Source organism: Caproicibacterium lactatifermentans (assembly GCF_013315815.1).
GTDB classification, from domain to species: Bacteria; Bacillota; Clostridia; order Oscillospirales; family Acutalibacteraceae; genus Caproicibacterium; species Caproicibacterium lactatifermentans.
This window is the reverse complement of the sequence record NZ_CP046051.1, coordinates 1,358,329-1,375,767: the sequence shown is the minus strand read 5'-3', so window position 1 is coordinate 1,375,767 and position 17,439 is coordinate 1,358,329. Positions and strand designations below refer to the sequence as shown.

The 17,439-nt window shown below is 51.6% G+C and carries 13 protein-coding genes; 8 read left to right on the top strand and 5 right to left on the bottom strand.

The window, feature by feature from the left end; genetic code table 11:
- Positions 1–2: 2 nt before the first annotated feature.
- The 3 genes from GJQ69_RS06715 to GJQ69_RS06705 form a co-directional block, all read right to left on the bottom strand.
- On the bottom strand, positions 3–1,151 hold the full coding sequence (locus GJQ69_RS06715; protein ID WP_174193324.1) for a Ger(x)C family spore germination protein: 1,149 nt from the start codon (positions 1,149–1,151) through the stop codon (positions 3–5).
- A 14-nt stretch (positions 1,152–1,165) separates the two neighbouring features.
- On the bottom strand, positions 1,166–2,761 hold the full coding sequence (locus GJQ69_RS06710) for a spore germination protein (RefSeq protein WP_086035418.1): 1,596 nt from the start codon (positions 2,759–2,761) through the stop codon (positions 1,166–1,168).
- A 157-nt stretch (positions 2,762–2,918) separates the two neighbouring features.
- Entirely contained in the window at positions 2,919–4,076 is a 1,158-nt protein-coding gene (locus GJQ69_RS06705; protein WP_174193322.1) for an FtsW/RodA/SpoVE family cell cycle protein, read from the bottom strand.
- A 211-nt stretch (positions 4,077–4,287) separates the two neighbouring features.
- On the opposite strand from GJQ69_RS06705, the gene GJQ69_RS06700 reads away from it, so the two are divergent.
- From GJQ69_RS06700 to upp, 5 genes are all read left to right on the top strand, one after another.
- Complete coding sequence (locus tag GJQ69_RS06700; RefSeq protein ID WP_086035420.1) at positions 4,288–5,955, top strand: formate--tetrahydrofolate ligase; 1,668 nt, start codon at positions 4,288–4,290, stop codon at positions 5,953–5,955.
- Between the two features lies 1 nt (position 5,956).
- The gene (gene tsaE, locus GJQ69_RS06695) at positions 5,957–6,424 is read left to right on the top strand and encodes a tRNA (adenosine(37)-N6)-threonylcarbamoyltransferase complex ATPase subunit type 1 TsaE (RefSeq protein WP_236849661.1); all 468 of its coding nucleotides are present in this window, start codon (positions 5,957–5,959) and stop codon (positions 6,422–6,424) included.
- Positions 6,425–6,434: 10 nt separating this feature from the next.
- Complete coding sequence (gene tsaB / locus GJQ69_RS06690; RefSeq protein WP_174193321.1) at positions 6,435–7,148, top strand: tRNA (adenosine(37)-N6)-threonylcarbamoyltransferase complex dimerization subunit type 1 TsaB; 714 nt, start codon at positions 6,435–6,437, stop codon at positions 7,146–7,148.
- A 138-nt stretch (positions 7,149–7,286) separates the two neighbouring features.
- The gene (gene rpiB / locus GJQ69_RS06685) at positions 7,287–7,730 is read left to right on the top strand and encodes a ribose 5-phosphate isomerase B (protein ID WP_086035422.1); all 444 of its coding nucleotides are present in this window, start codon (positions 7,287–7,289) and stop codon (positions 7,728–7,730) included.
- 26 nt (positions 7,731–7,756) lie between these two features.
- Complete coding sequence (upp, locus tag GJQ69_RS06680) at positions 7,757–8,395, top strand: uracil phosphoribosyltransferase (RefSeq protein WP_086035423.1); 639 nt, start codon at positions 7,757–7,759, stop codon at positions 8,393–8,395.
- A gap of 73 nt (positions 8,396–8,468) precedes the next feature.
- Here upp and GJQ69_RS06675 read toward each other — a convergent pair whose 3' ends face one another.
- Positions 8,469–10,961, bottom strand: coding sequence for a homocysteine S-methyltransferase family protein (locus GJQ69_RS06675; RefSeq protein ID WP_174193319.1), 2,493 nt, complete (start codon positions 10,959–10,961; stop codon positions 8,469–8,471).
- Positions 10,962–10,989: 28 nt separating this feature from the next.
- A complete protein-coding gene (gene pglX, locus GJQ69_RS06670; protein ID WP_274379850.1) occupies positions 10,990–14,202 on the bottom strand; it encodes a BREX-1 system adenine-specific DNA-methyltransferase PglX in 3,213 nt (1,070 codons plus the stop codon).
- 92 nt (positions 14,203–14,294) lie between these two features.
- Here pglX and GJQ69_RS06665 point away from each other — a divergent pair, with 92 nt between their 5' ends.
- The 3 genes from GJQ69_RS06665 to GJQ69_RS06655 all read left to right on the top strand — a co-directional run bounded on the left by GJQ69_RS06665 (position 14,295) and on the right by GJQ69_RS06655 (position 17,428).
- Positions 14,295–15,170: a methylenetetrahydrofolate reductase gene (locus GJQ69_RS06665; RefSeq protein WP_174193315.1), complete on the top strand. Its 876-nt coding sequence runs from the start codon at positions 14,295–14,297 to the stop codon at positions 15,168–15,170.
- Positions 15,145–15,813 carry a vitamin B12 dependent-methionine synthase activation domain-containing protein gene (locus GJQ69_RS06660; RefSeq protein WP_086035483.1) on the top strand — a complete coding sequence of 223 codons (669 nt, stop codon included), beginning with the start codon at positions 15,145–15,147 and terminating at the stop codon, positions 15,811–15,813. Before GJQ69_RS06665 ends, GJQ69_RS06660 begins: the two co-directional genes overlap by 26 nt.
- A 169-nt stretch (positions 15,814–15,982) precedes the next feature.
- Positions 15,983–17,428, top strand: a complete 1,446-nt coding sequence (locus GJQ69_RS06655; RefSeq protein ID WP_086035484.1) for an NAD(P)/FAD-dependent oxidoreductase — start codon at positions 15,983–15,985, stop codon at positions 17,426–17,428.
- Positions 17,429–17,439 lie beyond the last annotated feature (11 nt).

Here is a 17,439-nt window from a genome sequence, read left to right as displayed (position 1 = left end):
GATTAGCCGTAAGTTTTAGAAATTTCACCAGAATCTTTCACCTTGACCTCAACGCTCACTTCAGGAATGCTGTTCCGGTATAAAGTGTCCCATTTATCTTTGATATTGTCCCAATCCTGCGGATATTTTTCCTCTACCAACTTTCCAACTCCATAAATATCTGTTCCGTACAGCTGCGTTTCATGAAAACAGTCTGAAATCTTTTTCTGAATGAGGTGACTGACATCCTGTTCCAGTTGTTTGGACAACTCGTCATAACTGATGCCATCCTGATTTTTAATTTCGCGAATGCCAAGTTTGACACTGATGGGAAAATGAACGGTTAAATGATGATTCGCCTGCAGCACAGGTTTTATAGCCGCCCGGCTGCCTAGTATTTCAAGGCAGACAGGCTGAGAATGGGATTGAATATTTACAACACCGTTTTTCACTTTATTCATTGCCCACAAATATCCCCGTGTTTTTTCTTCATCCAATGTGCCAACCAATTTATCCTTTTTGAATACGGCAGTACCGGAAACAACAAATCTTGGTTTGCCATTGCTTTTGGAAAGATGAATCATGGATGCAACAGGACAGGTGGTTTCGCTGGCGAGAGCTAAGGAGAAGTCCATCAAATCAGTACTGACGGATTCAGCATTTGCCTGCTGCATTTCTAAAAGCTGTTTAATGCCCACTGCAGGCATATCATAGTCTTCTGTCTGTGTGCTTAAAATTTCTTCTGCGGTAGAATCGGAAACCAGAATGTTGACATCCATCCTAGCTTCGGAGTCACGCAGAAAAAAATCCAGCTGATTTTTAACACCTTTTTGTGCATCTTCCTTTCCAAAAACAATGCACTGGTTATGTCCTATAAACAGTCTGCGATTGCTTTCGTGTGTAATATCCCGAACCATGTCAAAAATTCCGTTCCCAGTTTTTTGATATAAAATTATCTGTGACTCGGCACTTTTCTTTTTGTTATCTGACTTAGAAGTGCTGGCGCTTCCAGCCTGAACGGTCAGTTTGGTTTGTCCGTTTTCTGCATTGTCAAGTCCGGTGCCGATAACCTGAACCATGTCCGTAAGTTCTTTACTGCCCCAGCAGCCGGTACAAGAGCAAAGAATTAGCACAGCTGCAAGAAATACGCCAATATATTTTTTTCGTTTCATTTTATCTCCTGCCGTTATGATTTATGATGAAAAAAAGGTGGCTTGGATCCCTTTTGACGCGTCCGGTCTTTACGCGCAAACTCTGGTGGACGTTCAGTCATTGACCAGAGCGGTGCCCGAACGAACAAATCTTCCATATCATGCGAGTGTGCCGGTGCTATGCCGGCAAAATAGGGGACACCAAAAGATTCCAGTGATGCCAAATCAATCAGCATTCCCAATGTACCGAGCATAATTCCGTAGCCACCTAAGGCTGCACTCAAAAGAAGAAATATTAGCCGCAGCAAAGTAATGGAGTCCTGATTTTCCGGAGTAACGAATTCAGCCATTGCAGATATGGCAACGGTGACAACGACCGGAGCCCCTACCAAACCAGCCGAAATTGCGGCATCTCCCATAACCAGTGCACCAACAATGCTTACCGCTTGTCCGACAGGCCGAGGCAATCGAAGTCCTGCTTCACGGAGTACTTCAAATGCAAGCAGCAAAATAAGGCTTTCTACTACTGCAGGGAAAGGTGTGCCCTCTCTTGCAGCGGCAATGGTAAAAAGAAGTTTGGTAGGAATCATTTCTTGGTGGAATATGGTCGCTGCCACATAAAATGCCGGAGCAAAGACAGCAATCAAAAAAGATAAGAAACGCATCAGCCGGATGGCGCTGGCGTAAAGAGTTCGGCTGTAATAATCCTCTGCGGTTTGAAAACTTTCTGTAAACAGCATGGGAGCGGTTAGAACAAATGGTGTACCATCTACAATGATTGCGGCACGTCCCTCTAAAATTTTTCCCGCAATTACATCGGGCTTTTCGCTTTTTCCGATTGTTGGGAATAGACTGAATGGTGCATCCTCGATATATTGCTCGATATAGCCAGATTCGAGTATGGCATCTACTTTCAGTGTGTTCAGTCTGCGCTTTATTTCTTCTATTAGTTTTTCGTCGGCAACTCCTTTTAGATAAGCCACGCAGACCATCGTGTGTGTCTTTTCGCCTATTGTAAAGCTGTCCATTCGCAGCGCGGGACTGCGAATTTTTCTGCGAAGAAGAGAAGTATTAGTTCTGAAATTTTCTGTAAAGCCTTCTCTGGGACCTCTTGCTACAGATTCTGTCTGCGGTTCCGTTACACTGCGTTTATCCCAACCTTTGCTGCTTACGACCAGACCCTGACAGGTTCCATCTAGCAGCAGAACTGTATCGCCGCGCAGACAGCTGGTAACTAAGTCTTCCACATAGGAATTTGCCGTTACATCGCCGGAACAAAGAACGCGCCTTTGTATCTGATTCATCAAATCATGGGCATTGTTTGTGGGAGTCTCCTGTAATGATTCATCATAGAGCAGAAGAGGTTTCATGATGCTTTCAGTGATGATTTCATTGCTGACCAGACCGTCAATGAAAATCAAAGCAGCATTTACAACACGTTTGTTTCCAAATGTAAATTCGCGAACCTTAATATCATCGCTTTTTCCCAGAAGCTCCTTAAACCATTTTATATTTGTGCTTAATGACAGACTGAGCTTCTTTTTTTCCTTCTTCACAGGTTTTTCGTCAGTGTTATTTGAATTTTTGATAAGCTGCCAGTATCTGATTTTTTTCAAAATTGCTTGTATCATGATTTTGTCTACACCTTTATTTTTAAAGCGATTTTTATTATTGTTTCAACTTTAAGGTCAAAAATACAGTGCTGACATTTATTAAGTGTAAATAAAAAATGTCCCCGGTAAAAAACCGGGGACAAAACATTAAAATTTCACTCGAGAAGCACAGCAGTCAATCCAGAAAAAGCCGCTGCCCAATATTATTCCGTTTGCGGTGGACCGCTACGCTTTCCACAAGGCCAAAGCCAAAATACAGGCACATGACAGAGGAACCGCCGGAACTAAAGAACGGCAGGGTTACGCCCATGACCGGCAGCAGATTAAGACACATGCCAATGTTAAACAGTGTCTGCGAAAAGATTATGGCGAAAAAGCCGACACAAATGCTACTGCCCAGCAGGTCTTCTGCGCGGCGCGCGTTGCGCAGGCATACAAGCATTAAGGCAATCAGCAGGACCAAAATGCCGACGCAGCCGACAAAGCCCAGTTCTTCACCAGCAACGGAGAAAATAAAGTCACTCCACTGCAGCGGTACGGAACTGGAATTGACACGTGGAGAAACGAAAAGCCCGCGGCCGGTCAGCTGTCCGCTGGAAATGCTCAGCTTGCCGGCAAGCTGCTGAAAGCCGTACCCTTGCGGGTCCGCTTCCGGGTGCTGGAAAGTTAGCAGCCGCGTCTTTTGATAATCTTCCAGCCCAAATTTCCACACAATTGGAATCATAACTGCCAGAACGCCCGCCAGCGCGGCGAAATAACGCAGCTGTACACCGGCGGCAAAGGCCATAAATAGGAACATAAAGGCAAAGATAACGGCAGCACCATCATCTTTCTGCAGGTGCGTCAAGACAATGGGGATCATTGCGTGGGCCGCCAACAGCAACACCTGCAGCGGCTGGTCCAGTTCTTCCCGGCGCCGCAGCTCGTCCAGATGCTTGCCGAAGGTGATGAGGAAACCGATTTTTACAAGCTCACTGGACTGGAACGTCATGCCGCCCGGCAGTTTCAGCCACGCCTTGGCGGCAACACCAGCCGTGCCCTCTATGGTAACACCCTTTACCAAAGTCAGCAAAATCAAGAAAATGCAGAAGCCACCTACCATGTACCAATAGTTTCCAATGGTGTGGTAGTCAACAAGGGAAAGAAGCACAGCACCAATATACCCCACAATTATAGCCATAAGCTGCACGGAAAGCCAGCTGCGGCCGCCGTCGGTTCGGGGGACGGTTTTCAGCAGAAGCAGGTTGTAGGTGGAGATTAAAAGCATGACTACCCACAGAAATTTGTCAGTGCGCCGAAAGTAATCGGCCGCACGGGCACCAAAGTGATTCATTACACACGTCCTTTCACCGCAGTGTGTGCGGCAGATTTCCTGTGCTATTATAGCACAAAACAGACCCGTACACTAGCCTGCGGCAGCCGCCGCTGCAGTTTGTTTTTCGGCTGTTCCAGCGGGAAAATGTCGCAAAAGCACAGAATCTGTACTTCCACCAGGGCCGCAGTTGTGTTATACTTAAAAACAAGAATGTGCTAGGAGGAATCGCATCGTGACGGATATCGAAATTGCACAGCAGGCAAAACTGCAGCCAATCACTGCAGTTGCCTCAAAACTTGGAATTCGGGAAGAAGAGCTGGAGCCTTACGGCCGATATAAGGCCAAACTGGACCAGTCGCTGTTTGACCGCCTGCAGGACCGGCCAAATGGAAAGCTGGTATTGGTGACAGCAATCAACCCGACTCCTGCCGGAGAGGGAAAAACCACTACCAGCATCGGTCTCGGCGAAGCAATGGGCAGAATCGGGAAGAAAGCGGTCATCGCTCTGCGTGAACCGAGCCTTGGTCCGGTGTTCGGCATTAAGGGCGGCGCGGCTGGCGGCGGCTATGCACAGGTTGTCCCTATGGAGGACATCAACCTACACTTTACCGGTGATATGCACGCCATTACAGCGGCAAACAATCTGCTCTGCGCCATGCTGGACAACCACATTCATCAGGGAAATGCTCTGCATATTGACACTCGCCGCATCCTGATTACCCGCTGCATGGACATGAACGACCGCGCCCTGCGCAGTGTTGTTGTTGGGCTGGGCGGAAAGCCGAACGGATTTGTCCGTGAGGATGGATTCTGCATTACCGTTGCCAGCGAAGTGATGGCTATTTTCTGCCTTGCTTCGGATATGCATGACCTTAAAGAGCGTTTGGGCCGTATCTTGGTGGCTTATTCTGTAGAGGGCAAACCGATTTATGCCAGCGACCTGCACGCACAGGGCGCCATGGCAGCTTTGCTGAAAGACGCTATTAACCCGAATCTAGTACAGACGCTGGAGAATACACCAGCTATTATGCACGGCGGACCGTTTGCCAATATTGCCCATGGCTGCAACAGTGTGCGTGCAACACAGATTGCGCTGAAGCTCGGCGACTACTGCATTACGGAGGCCGGATTCGGCAGTGACCTTGGTGCGGAAAAGTTCTTGGATATTAAGTGCCGTTTAACCGGACTGCATCCTTCGGCAATCGTGCTGGTGGCAACGGACCGTGCGCTAAAATATAACGGCGGCGTATCTAAGACCGACACGGCGGCACCAAATATGGAAGCGCTGAAGAAAGGCATTGTCAATCTGGGCGCACATATCGACAATATGAATCAGTACGGCGTGCCGGTCGTTGTCGCTATCAACCGCTTTAACAATGACCCGGAGGAAGAACTGCAGTATATCGGGAAATACTGTCATGAGCGCGGCGCTGATTTTGCGCTGTCAGAAGTTTTCGCCAAAGGCGGAGAAGGCGGCATAGCAGTGGCCGAAAAAGTAGTCAAGGCATGCGAACAGCCGAATCATTTCCATTTTCTCTATGAGGGTGACAGCCCGCTGGAAGATAAGATTTCCCGTATTGCCTCGGAAATTTACGGAGCCAAAGATGTGGTATATACCAAAAAGGCAAAGAAAGCGCTGAAAGAAATTAAGACACTCGGCGGGGACAAGCTGCCGGTCTGCATAGCCAAAACGCAGTACAGCCTTTCGGATGACCCATCGCTGCTGGGCCGGCCGCATGACTTTACACTGCATATCCGTGACCTGAAGCTTTCCAACGGCGCAGGTTTTGTGGTTGCTTATGCCGGCAATATCATGGTGATGCCGGGCCTGCCGAAGTCGCCTGCGGCAGAGCGTATCGACGTAACCGACGACGGCCGCATTATCGGGCTGTTTTAATATGAAAATGGAAAACAATCATACAGCTGTCCTGCAGACACACTCGGCCGCTGAAACGGAAACTTTGGGCAAAAAAATGGCGAAGGCCTTTTCCGGCGGCGAAGTACTGGCACTGTTTGGGCCGATGGGTATGGGAAAAACGGCTTTCACCCGCGGCATTGCGGCGGGATTGGGTACAGGGGGCGTTTCCAGCCCAACCTTTGCGCTGGTGCATGTCTATGACGGTGGCCGTCTGCCGCTTTATCACTTTGATATGTATCGGGTAGAGGGCTGGGATGACCTTTCCTCCACTGGATATTTTGATTATCTGGAGGACGGCGGCGTTATGGTCATTGAGTGGAGTGAAAATATCGAGGAAGCTCTGCCGCCGGAAGCCATACACATTACTTTTGCGCGCGGCAGCGGTGACGATGACCGCACCATTACCATGACTGGTCTGTCCGCTGCAGTTGTAGATTCTTTAAAGTAAGGACGATAGCATGAATATATTAGCAATAGACTGCTCGGCAGGGGCGGCTTCCGCCTGCGTTTGGCAGGATGGAAAAGTACTGGGTGAATGCTACACGAATGTAAAGCTGACACACAGCCAGACGCTGATGCCCATGATATGTGGTGTTTTGGAATACGCAAAAATACCGCTTGAGCAGGTTGACCTGTTTGCGGTTACGGCCGGACCTGGCTCCTTTACCGGTGTGCGTATCGGTGTTGCCAGCATCAAAGGAATGGCGTTTGCGGCAAACAAACCGTGCGCGGGTGTTTCCTCACTGGAGGCCATGGCGGAAAATCTGCGTGTATTGGACTGCACCGCCTGCTGTGTCATGGATGCCCGCTGCGCGCAGGTATACAATGCTGTTTTTTCCATTCGTAATGGAGAAATAAAGCGTCTGACACCGGACCGTGCTTTTTCCATTGAAGCACTTGCGAAAGAGTGTGCTTCTTATCCACAGCCGGTTGTGCTGGTAGGGGACGGCGCACAGCTTTGCGCACAATCGGCAGCTTTTGCACAGGCCGGTGTACATCTTGCGCCGGAGCCGATTCGCTTTCAGCGTGCCAGCGGTGCAGCCGAATGTGCCGCGCGTGCGGCCAAAGAGGGAAAGCTGGTTTCTGCCCGTGAGCTGATGCCGATTTACTTGCGTCCACCGCAGGCACAGCGTTCCTTAAAAAAGCGCCGCGCGGCAGAAAAACAATCATGACCGTGGATGCTGTCATTTCGGACATGAATGTGTTTCCCTTGGTCCGTCTTGCTTATAAAGCAGGCTGCATACAAAACATCTATTGAAAATGTGGTTTGCTTTAAAAATGATAATAACAATCAAACGGAGGAATCGAAAATGTTAGCAATCGGTTGCGACCACGGCGGTTTTCAGCTAAAAAAAGAAATTGAAGCATATTTGGAAAGCCGCAAAATCGAATACCGTGATTTTGGAACAGACAGTGAGGAAAGTGTTGACTACCCGCTGTTTGCGGCAAAGGTTGCACACAGTGTTGCCGACGGTACCTGTGACCGGGCAATCCTTTGCTGTGGGACAGGCATTGGCATGTCGATTGCGGCAAATAAAGTTCATGGAATAAGGGCGGCTGTTGTAACAGAGCCTTATGGCACTGAATTTACACGCCGTCACAACAACTGCAACTGCCTGTGCCTTGGCGGCCGCGTGTTAACAACAGAAAAGGCACTGGAGCTGGTGCGCATTTATCTGGATACGCCGTTTGAAGGCGGCCGCCACCAGCGCCGTATCGACGAAATTGCAAAAATTGAAAATGGAGAACTGTAAACATATCGGGAGGAGTATCATCTTTTATGCAGTACCCTGAAAATGTATTTGTTATGGACCACCCGCTGATTCAGCATAAACTGACCTACCTGCGGGATAAAAACACCGGCAGTAAGGATTTTCGTCAGCTGGTCAGTGAAATTGCCATGCTGGAGTGCTACGAGGCAACCCGTGACCTGCCGCTGGAAGAAACAGCCACGGAAACACCGGTCGCTACGGCAACAACGAAAGTGATTGCCGGCCGCAAGCTGGCTTTCGTGCCCATTCTGCGCGCGGGACTCGGCATGGTGGAAGGCGTGCTGTCCATGGTGCCGGCCGCCAAGGTTGGCCATATCGGCCTGTATCGAGACCCCAAAACACTGCAGCCGGTCGAATATTACAGCAAGTTGCCGCACGATATTGAGGAGCGGGAGGTCATTGTACTGGACCCCATGCTGGCAACCGGTGGTTCCGGCAAGGACGCTGTTTCCATCATTAAAAAGAGCCATCCGAAGAGCATTAAGTTTATGTGCATCATTGCCGCGCCGGAAGGCATTAAAGCCTTTACGGAGGCACACCCGGATGTACAGTTGTACTGTGCAGCGGTCGATGACCACCTGAACGAAAATGGATACATTGTGCCCGGCTTGGGCGATGCGGGCGACCGTATTTTTGGCACGCTTTAATCTTTACAGCAAACAAAAGAACACCTGCTTCTCGTTTCCAGATTGGAAATAGAAGCAGGTGTTCTTTTATATGTTAGTCAAAAATAGTTGCCGCGTAGCGGACCGCACCCATGGCGTCTTTGCTGTAGTTGTCCGCGTGAATTTTGTCGGCGTATTCCTGCGTCAGCACGGCACCGCCGATCATTACTTTGCACCACGGGCACTCTTTTTGCAGCCGTGTAATTGTCTTTTCCATGTTTACAACGGTGGTTGTCATCAGGGCGGAAAGGCCGCACAGCGGCGCATGGTGCTTTTTCACCGCATCTACAACTACCTGTGGGTCCACGTCACGTCCCAAATCAATGACTTCATAGCCGTAGTTTTCCAACAGCACCTTGACGATGTTTTTCCCAATGTCATGAATGTCACCCAGAACGGTGGCAAGCACGATAGTTCCCTTTTTGGTGTCACCCTTTCCCTGTGCCTGCAGAGAAGAACGAATGACGTCAAAGGCGGCGGTGGCGGCGTCCGCACTCATCAAAAGCTGTGGCAAAAACAGTTTTCCGCTTTCATAGCCGCTGCCCACTTCGTCCAGTGCCGGAATCAATTCGTTTTGAATAACGTCCAGCGGAGCGGTCGTTTTCAGGGATTCCGCGGCAGCAATACGGGCGCTGTCCTGCAGCCCTTTTGCAACCGCACGGTATAGTTCACTTTTTTGGTTTGGCTGGGCGGCAGGGGATTTTTTCGGGGCAGGGGAGGGGGAGATTGCCGCGCATGACTGCAAAGGTGCGCCGCCGGCTGCAGCGGACAATGCATTGCCGGAAGCAGCGGAAACAGGAGCTGCCGGTTTGGGTGTACCGGCTTTCGGCAGGTCTTTGTAGTATGCGATATACTGTACACAATTTTTATCATAGCACATCAGGGCGTTGAAACTGCGCCACGCGTCCATAACTGCCGCACTTTTCGGGTTAATAATGGCGGCGGACAGACCGGCCTGCATGGCCATGGTGAAAAAGGCGGCGGTTACCCGTTCACGGTGCGGCAGGCCAAAGGAAATGTTGGAAACACCCAGACTGGTGTGCAGGCCCATCTGCTGTGCCATCCGCAGCGCTTTCAGCGTGACCTGGGCGGCACCCTGCACCGCGGAAATGGTCATAGCCAGCGTGTCCACAATGATGTCCTTTTTCGGAATACCGTATTTTTCCGCTTCCCGCACAATCTTTTTGGCGATTGCCAACCGGCCTTCGGCGGTATCGGGAATGCCGCCTTCGTCCAGTGTCAGCGCAATGACCGTGCAGCCGTATTTTTTAACCAATGGGAAAACAGCGTCCATCACTTCCTGCTTGCCGTTTACCGAGTTCAGCAGCGGTTTACCATTGTAAATGCGCAGGGCCTGTTCCATAGCCAGCGGGTCGCTGGTGTCTATCTGCAGCGGCAGGTCCGTCACGCTCTGCAGGGACTGGACCGCTTTGGTAAGCAGCCGGGGTTCGTCGATGTCCGGCAGGCCGACGTTTACATCGAGAATATCGGCACCAGCGTCCTGCTGGGCAATGCCCTCACGCAGGATATAGTCAATATCCTCTTCGTGCAGCGCTTTTTGCAGGCGCTTTTTTCCGGTTGGGTTAATGCGTTCCCCAATCAGCTGAGCCCTGCCGCCGAACGTGACGGTATGACTGTAAGAGGAAACGATGGTGCGGTTGTGTACGGGCAGAGGCTTGGGAGCTTTTTCTTGCATTTGCCGCACCAGTGCCCGAATGTGTTTCGGTGTTGTGCCGCAGCAGCCGCCCAAGACCCAGGCACCGCCTTCCCAAAGGCTTTCTGCGTCCTGTGCAAATTCTTCCGGACCAACGCAGAATACAGTTTTTCCGTTTTCCACCTGCGGCAGTCCGGCATTTGGCTGAATGAGAATCGGCAGGTCCGTGTATTCCCTCAGTGTCGGCAGAAAGTCAATCATCTGTTTTGGTCCCAGCCCGCAGTTAAAGCCGATTGCATCCGCGTGCAGGCTTTCCAGCAGGACCACGGCCGCGGGAATGTCACCGCCGGTCAGCAGCTTACCTTTTTCATCACAGGTCATGGTCGCGAAGACAGGCAGGTTTGTGCTTTCCTTGCAGGCAAGAAGGGCGGCTTTCATTTCCAGCGTATCGCTCATGGTTTCAATAAGAATCAGGTCGGCACCGGCTTTTTCACCGGCCTTTGCCGCTTCGGTGAAAGCATGGTAGGCATCGTAAAAAGAGAGGTCCCCCATGGGTTCCAGCAGCCGTCCAGTCGGGCCGATGTCCAGTGCGGTCCATTTTCCAAGCGGTGTAGCCACCTGTTTTGCAAGGCGGATTCCTTGTGCGATAATCTCTGGGACAGAATATGTTTTGTCCTCCAGCTTTATCCCATTTGCACCGAATGTGTTGGCGGTTAGAATGTCAGCGCCCGCCTGTGCGTATGCGGTGTGAATCTGTGTCAGAACTTCCGGGTGGGAAAAGTTCCACAGTTCCGTTGTTTCGCCCGCTGTCAGGCCGGCCTGCTGCAGCATTGTGCCCATTGCGCCGTCACAGATGAGCATTCTTTTTCCCAGCTGACTGTGTACAGATACCATTTGCGGCCCCTCCTCTTATTGGATTCTTTTATATTTTTCGCAGTATAGATTGCAGTTTTGCAAAGTTGGCAGGAATGCCGTCATTTCGGTCAAAGTGCGGCGGCTTTGCAGCAAGTGTCTGCAGTGCCGCTTCTTCCGGGGCGAGTTCGGCGAGAAAAGTGAGTGCCTGCTGCAAATCGCTGAAATAGTAGAGCAGGGCAGGTTTTCCGCATGAAGTCTGCCAGTAAACAGGCCGCTTTTTGTATTGTTGGCAGTGGCTGCGAAAGAAAGTGCGGGTAAAGCGCCGCTTGAATACATAAGCAGTGCTGCCTTTTCCAAGGAAAGGTGCCAGTTCGTCCGCCGCGCCGGTGCCAAAGCGTGCTTCCAGAAAATCGGCAAAGAGCTGCGGTGCTTCCTCCAGCAGCAGGACCGGTTTTCGTTCTTTTGGCTGCCAGAAACGGCAGAACCAGCGGCCAAAGTAAACGCCGACAAAGTAGGAAAGCAAACTTTCCGCGTCCCGTTCTCGGCTGACGGGCGCAATGGACAAATCCCGTTCCGGTACGGTGGTAGGTGCGCCGGTTCCGTACAGGGTAGCAAAGTGCCGGTTGATGGTTTCCTCATTCTGTCGCAGCCGGTTCCAGCGTATGTTTGCTTCCTGTTCACGATTTGCCTGAGCTTCCGCCAGTGTATTACCTTCAGCAGTCAGCAGCGGCGGCATAGTAAAGTCCCAGCTTAATTCGCTGTCGTTCCAGTCAGCTTTGGAAAGTTCAATATTTTCCTGTACCAAATGGTCAATTTCCGTGTGGTCGTCTGCTTCCAGAACGGGCAGGCGGGAAATGTCGCCGACCTGGCAGTTCAGGGTTGGGTTCAGAATCTGCAAAAGCTGAAAAGCGGTGGAACTGCCCAGGAAGCCCAGCCGGTACAGCCGGTCCTTTGGTTCCGGGAACAAAGAAGAACCGGCAATATCAAAGACAAATCCGGGCGGATAGGCACGGACACCGAACCGGCTGGAACTAACAAAGCTCCAGCTTAGGCTCTCATGAAAATAGTATTGCCGTCCCGGCATGGCGGCACTCTGGCCGCTTGCTGTGCGGTAGCGCTGAATTTCCGCACCAAAGTCGGAAAAATCCACAACCCATTCCTGATTGCCGTACCATTTTCGGTAGGCGCCGCCTTTGTTGTAGGGGAACCAGCGGCAGGCGCTGCTGCGGCAGTCCTGCGCACTGGTACAGTAAAAGTCAATCGCAGTTCGGTCCACTTCCCACCATTTTCGCAGGAAGCGCCGGTTGCTGCAGGTGAAGAGTCCGTTGCAGACCGGCGTCATGCGGCCAAGAGGAGTGCCCTGCCGAAAGACACGAGCAATGCTGCCGCTGGCCCAGTAAGCAAAGGGACTGCCCGGTATCTGGCGGAAGTCGGACAGGCGTGCCTCAAAGTCCCAGCTATTTCCGGGATGTGCGGCTGCCTCCTGAACATATCGGCCCATTTCATCCATGCCGCCGGAAAAGCCGGTCAGCCTTAGATAACGTCCGGGGTCTTCCTCTTTTTTATTTTGCAGGACAAAGGTACACAGCGGCACAGTTGCTTCCTCGAAAGCGGAATATGCCAGCTGCACCAGTGACGAAACGGATTTTTCCTTTACTAGGAAGCGGCGCAGATTGACATAGCTTTTAATAAACATCCATACAAATGGGGTCATAAAACCGCAGTAGCTGCCGGGCTTGCAAAAGCCGAAACAGCGTACCATGAATACCGCGAACAGGTCATTGTTGCAGTGCGGCCAGTGCTTGTCAACAAAGCGGCGCAGCGGGCGGTCCATGTGGCTTAGGTAGGGGGGATTGGTTACCACGGCGTCATACTGTCCGGCAAGCACTTCCGTTTGTTTTACCAGCGGCAGCAGTGTTTCCAGTGCCAGCCGGCGGCCTTCCATTTGAAACAAGTTTCCGGTCTGCTGTGTCTGTTGAATCTCTTGAAATCGTTTTTTCAAAGCGGGCAGTTCTACCCGGGGTGCGGAAATCAGCGAACCGTATTGTTCCGCGCCGTGATACGCGTAAAGAATGCGCTGCAGGTCATCTTGCAGTGCTTCGTCGTGCTTTGAGGCAAAGTGCACCGCCCGGCGGGGTACATTTTTGCTGCTGTGAATGGTACACAGATGCAGAAGAGGATGCTGATTGAAAATATCTTTGTCACAGGCATATGCCCGCATCATCAATGCAAAAGCGGCCAGCTGCCTGCTGTGTTCGTCAATATCCAGTCCCCACAGATTCTTTTCCAGAATCAGCGGCGCAGCCTTTTGTGCAGGGATGCCGCATTCCGCGTATATATTTAACAATAGGTCAAAGGCATAAACCAAAATATGTCCGCTGCCCATGCAGGGGTCCAGCAGGTGCAGGTCCTCGGGATTCATAGGACTGCGTGTGGCTTTCTGGGGCGTATCCAAAAAATAGGGCATTTTTGTGCGCAGACGGCTGTCCGGGTGACCCTCCAGCCACACACGGCCAAGCGTATTCTGCACCATGTATTTTACAACCCAGTCGGTCGTGAAAAATTGCGTTGCGGCTGGTACGTCACGCATTTTCACGGCACCACGGTAAACATCAATAGCGGCATTCTTTTCCTGCAGGTGATAATATTGATACAGCCAGCCGATGATTTCAATTTGGTCTTTCCACGCGTCTTCCGGAAGGCTGTCCCGGAAAAGCGCCGCTGCGCCGTGCCGATAGCTTAAGGAAAGGAGCAGGTCTGTACAATCGGGCTTCGGGAAAAAATCGGGAACCAGCTGATGCAGGCGGGCACATTCCCGCCGGAAAAGCCGGGTGTATATCTCATCCCGGTCCAGTGTATCCGCATGGGTGGAAAGCCAGCTTTCCAGTATCTGCGGAAGTTCGTTTCCGGCGGCGGGGGAAAGAACACGCTGCGGCAGACAGCCGTTTACTTCCATATAGCGGATACCCGCCAGCTCCATAAAATAGCGGCAGGCAGCCTTCCGGCAGACGGTATCTTCACCGCGGCGGGATACCAGATGCAGCAGTTGGTCCTGCCGCAGGCCGGTACCGCCCGGCAGGCGTGGTCCCCGCAGTGCCTGTAGGCACAGATGTGCTTTTTTTTCAAGGTCCGTGCGTGCTGCCTGTGCCAGCGCACATATCGCTGCCTTATCCAATATTGGTTCCCCCTGTTTTGCGAATTCCTGTCTATTATAATAGAAAAGACAGGATTTGTCACGTTTGGCGCGAGGAAACTTCTGCGCTTTGCAGTAAAAAAGAATAGCACGTTTTTAGAATGTATGATATACTAAACGACATAGTTAAGGTTCACAACGCTTTACTGCAGACAAGAGAGGAAAATGAGGGACGGCAGATGAAAATTAAGAATTTACTGAAACCGGGGCAGGTTACTGTCAGCTGTGAGATTTTTCCGCCCAAACAAGGCACCGGACTGCCGCATGCGCGGGAGGTCGTTCACGCCATTGCGGCCCTGCAGCCCGCCTTTGTCAGTGTGACTTACGGGGCAGGCGGCACCAACTGTGCAAATTCCATTGAACTTGCGGCGGAAGTGGAAAAATGCGGGGTGCCGGCCCTTGCACATTTGACCTGCGTCTCCGCGGAAAAGCAGGAAGTTCTTGCGGTTGCACGCCGTTTTGCGGCAAACGGCATTGAGAACATTCTGGCACTGCGGGGAGATTTGCCCAAGGACGATTCCTTTCCGCGGGACGGGCAATACCGCCATGCCTGTGAACTGATTACAGACCTGAAGGAAATGGGAAACTTCTGCATTGGCGGTGCGTGCTATCCGGAAGGCCATGTGGAAAGCGCCAATAAGGCGGAAGATTTGCAGTATCTGAAGGAAAAAGCCGATGCCGGCTGTGACTTCTTTACCAGCCAGATGTTTTTTGACAATGACCTTTTTTATAATTTTCTTTACCGTGCGCTTGCGGTGGGAATTCATGTGCCTATCCTTGCGGGCATTATGCCGCTGACCAGCGCCAAGCAGATGCGCCGCTGCGTGGAACTTTCCGGCACTTATCTGCCGCGCCGCTTTTTAAGTTTGGTTGACCGTTTCGGCAGTGACCCGGCCACCATGAAACAGGCCGGCATTGCCTACGCGACCGAACAGATTATTGATTTGATTGCCAACGGCGTGGAACACATTCATATTTACACCATGAATAAGCCGGATGTGGCGGCTAAGATTCTCAGCAACCTGTCCCATGTCATTTCCAGTCATGCAGACTGACCGGCGGGAAATCTACCGCTACCTCGGCTGCGGCAGAGCGGACCCCGGCCCCACCATTCGGCAGCAGGTGGAGCGGGCGCTGGAATTGCTGCAAAAAACATGCACGCCACACTGGATATGGGCTTCTTATCCGGTTACTGTGCGGGGAAACCACACATTTGCGGCGAGGCTTAACCTTGTCAGCCAAAATCTGGCAGAACATCTGCAGGGGTGTACACAGGTGTGCCTGTTTGCGGCAACACTGGGGCCTGCACCGGACCGTCTGATGCAGCGTGCAGCGGCTTCAGCGGTGACACCGGCAGCGGTGCTGCAGGCTGCCGCCGCTGCTATGACGGAAACTTTTTGTGATGAATGCTGTGAAAAATTAGCGTCGCATTTTGCAAAGGAATCTCTGTTCCTGCGTCCGCGGTACAGCCCCGGGTACGGGGATTTGGACCTTTCCTGTCAGGACCGGCTGCTGCAGATTTTAGATGCACAAAAACGCATTGGCCTTTCCTGCACGCGGAGCCTTTTATTGGTGCCGACAAAAAGTGTAACGGCTATCGTTGGCGTTTCCCCGCAGCCGGTGAAGACGGGCGGAAAAGCCTGCGATGGGAAATGCGCGGCTTGTTCCAGAACAGACTGTGCCTATCGGCTTATTTAAATGGAAAAGATGCTATGGCACACAGCAAAAGAAAGGTGCGCCTTTTTGCTGTGTGAAAGCAGATAAAAGAAAATGCTTGACAAGATGAAAACGCTCTATTATAATAACAAAGTTTGTGTCAAACTGGATTGCATGCTGTAAAAGCATTGACAGAGCGAAAGGATAAGAAATGAAAAATACATATGATGTACTCATTATTGGTGCAGGCCCTGCCGGTATCTTTACGGCATTGGAGCTGGACCGTTTGGCGCCGGACAAAACCGTTCTGATGGTCGACAGCGGCAGTGCAATCGACGACCGGCGCTGTCCGGCAAGAACCGGCGGACGCTGTATGCACTGCAAAACCTGTAGCATTATGAACGGCTGGGCGGGAGCAGGCGCTTTTTCGGACGGCAAACTGTCCCTAAATGAAGACGTCGGCGGCAACTTGGTTGACTATATGCCGCGGGAACAGGCACAGGCGCTCATTCATTACTGTGACAGCATTTACCTGCACTTTGGCGCACCGGAAAAAGTGTTCGGCCTTGGTGACCGCACCGCGGACAAAATTGCCTATGAAGCGCGCCGGCAGAATATTCAGCTTATCCGATGCCCGGTACGGCACATGGGCACTGAGTACAGCTATCAGGTCCTGAAAGCCATGTACGATTACCTTGCGGAAAAACCACAGTTTACTTTTTTACCGCATACGACAGCGGAACGGATTCTTGTGGAAAATGGCCGTGCGGCCGGTGCGGAATTATCCCTTGCGGACGGGACTATCCGCCGTGTTGCGGCCGGAACGGTCGTTGCGGCACCGGGACGCGGGGGCGCCGCGTGGCTTACCCGCATTGCGCACGAAACCGGTTTGCAGCTGACCAACAACGAGGTGGACATCGGTGTTCGGGTAGAGGTGCCAAACGGCGTCATGGACTGCCTGACCAAAAGTTTATATGAGGCAAAATTGGTTTATTATTCGGATACTTTTGAAAATAAAGTCCGTACTTTCTGCATGAATCCGGGCGGTATTGTCAGCGAGGAACACTATGACGGTCCGGACGGCGGCCTGGCAGTGGTTAACGGACATTCCTACGCAAACGATGAACGTCACAGCGACAATACCAACTTTGCACTGCTTGTTTCCACAAAGTTTACGGAACCATTCCATCAGCCGATTGAGTACGGCCGTTACATTGCAAAGCTGGGCAATATGCTGACAGGCGGCGGCATTATGGTACAGCGTCTGGGCGACCTGCTTTTGGGACGCCGCAGCAGTGCTTCCCGTTTGGCAAAATCCACAACCGTCCCGACCTTAAAAACAGCCGTGCCCGGCGACCTCTCCTTTGTGCTGCCGCATCGGCATCTGACTTCGATTGTAGAAGCACTGAAAGCGTTTGATGCACTTGCACCCGGTTTGTACAGCAAGAATACACTGCTGTACGGCGTGGAGGTTAAATTCTATTCCTCAAAAATGGCGGTGGACAACACATTTTCCACCAAGATTCCGGGACTGTACGCGATTGGTGACGGCGCGGGCATTACCCGCGGTTTAATGCAGGCCTCTGCGACAGGTGTCGTTGTTGCCCGCACGCTTTCCGGAAAAGAACTGCCCAAAACCGAACATACAGGCAAATAAATTTCATAGGT

Coding starts and splice junctions, on each gene's coding strand:
- GJQ69_RS06705 (WP_174193322.1), bottom strand. CDS start 4,076: ATGAATCACTTTGGTGCCCGTGCGGCCGATTACTTTCGGCGCACTGAC.
- GJQ69_RS06655 (WP_086035484.1), top strand. CDS start 15,983: ATGAAAAATACATATGATGTACTCATTATTGGTGCAGGCCCTGCCGGT.
- upp (WP_086035423.1), top strand. CDS start 7,757: ATGCAGTACCCTGAAAATGTATTTGTTATGGACCACCCGCTGATTCAG.
- GJQ69_RS06665 (WP_174193315.1), top strand. CDS start 14,295: ATGAAAATTAAGAATTTACTGAAACCGGGGCAGGTTACTGTCAGCTGT.
- tsaB (WP_174193321.1), top strand. CDS start 6,435: ATGAATATATTAGCAATAGACTGCTCGGCAGGGGCGGCTTCCGCCTGC.
- GJQ69_RS06715 (WP_174193324.1), bottom strand. CDS start 1,151: ATGAAACGAAAAAAATATATTGGCGTATTTCTTGCAGCTGTGCTAATT.
- tsaE (WP_236849661.1), top strand. CDS start 5,957: ATGAAAATGGAAAACAATCATACAGCTGTCCTGCAGACACACTCGGCC.
- rpiB (WP_086035422.1), top strand. CDS start 7,287: ATGTTAGCAATCGGTTGCGACCACGGCGGTTTTCAGCTAAAAAAAGAA.
- GJQ69_RS06675 (WP_174193319.1), bottom strand. CDS start 10,961: ATGGTATCTGTACACAGTCAGCTGGGAAAAAGAATGCTCATCTGTGAC.
- GJQ69_RS06710 (WP_086035418.1), bottom strand. CDS start 2,761: ATGATACAAGCAATTTTGAAAAAAATCAGATACTGGCAGCTTATCAAA.
- GJQ69_RS06660 (WP_086035483.1), top strand. CDS start 15,145: ATGTCATTTCCAGTCATGCAGACTGACCGGCGGGAAATCTACCGCTAC.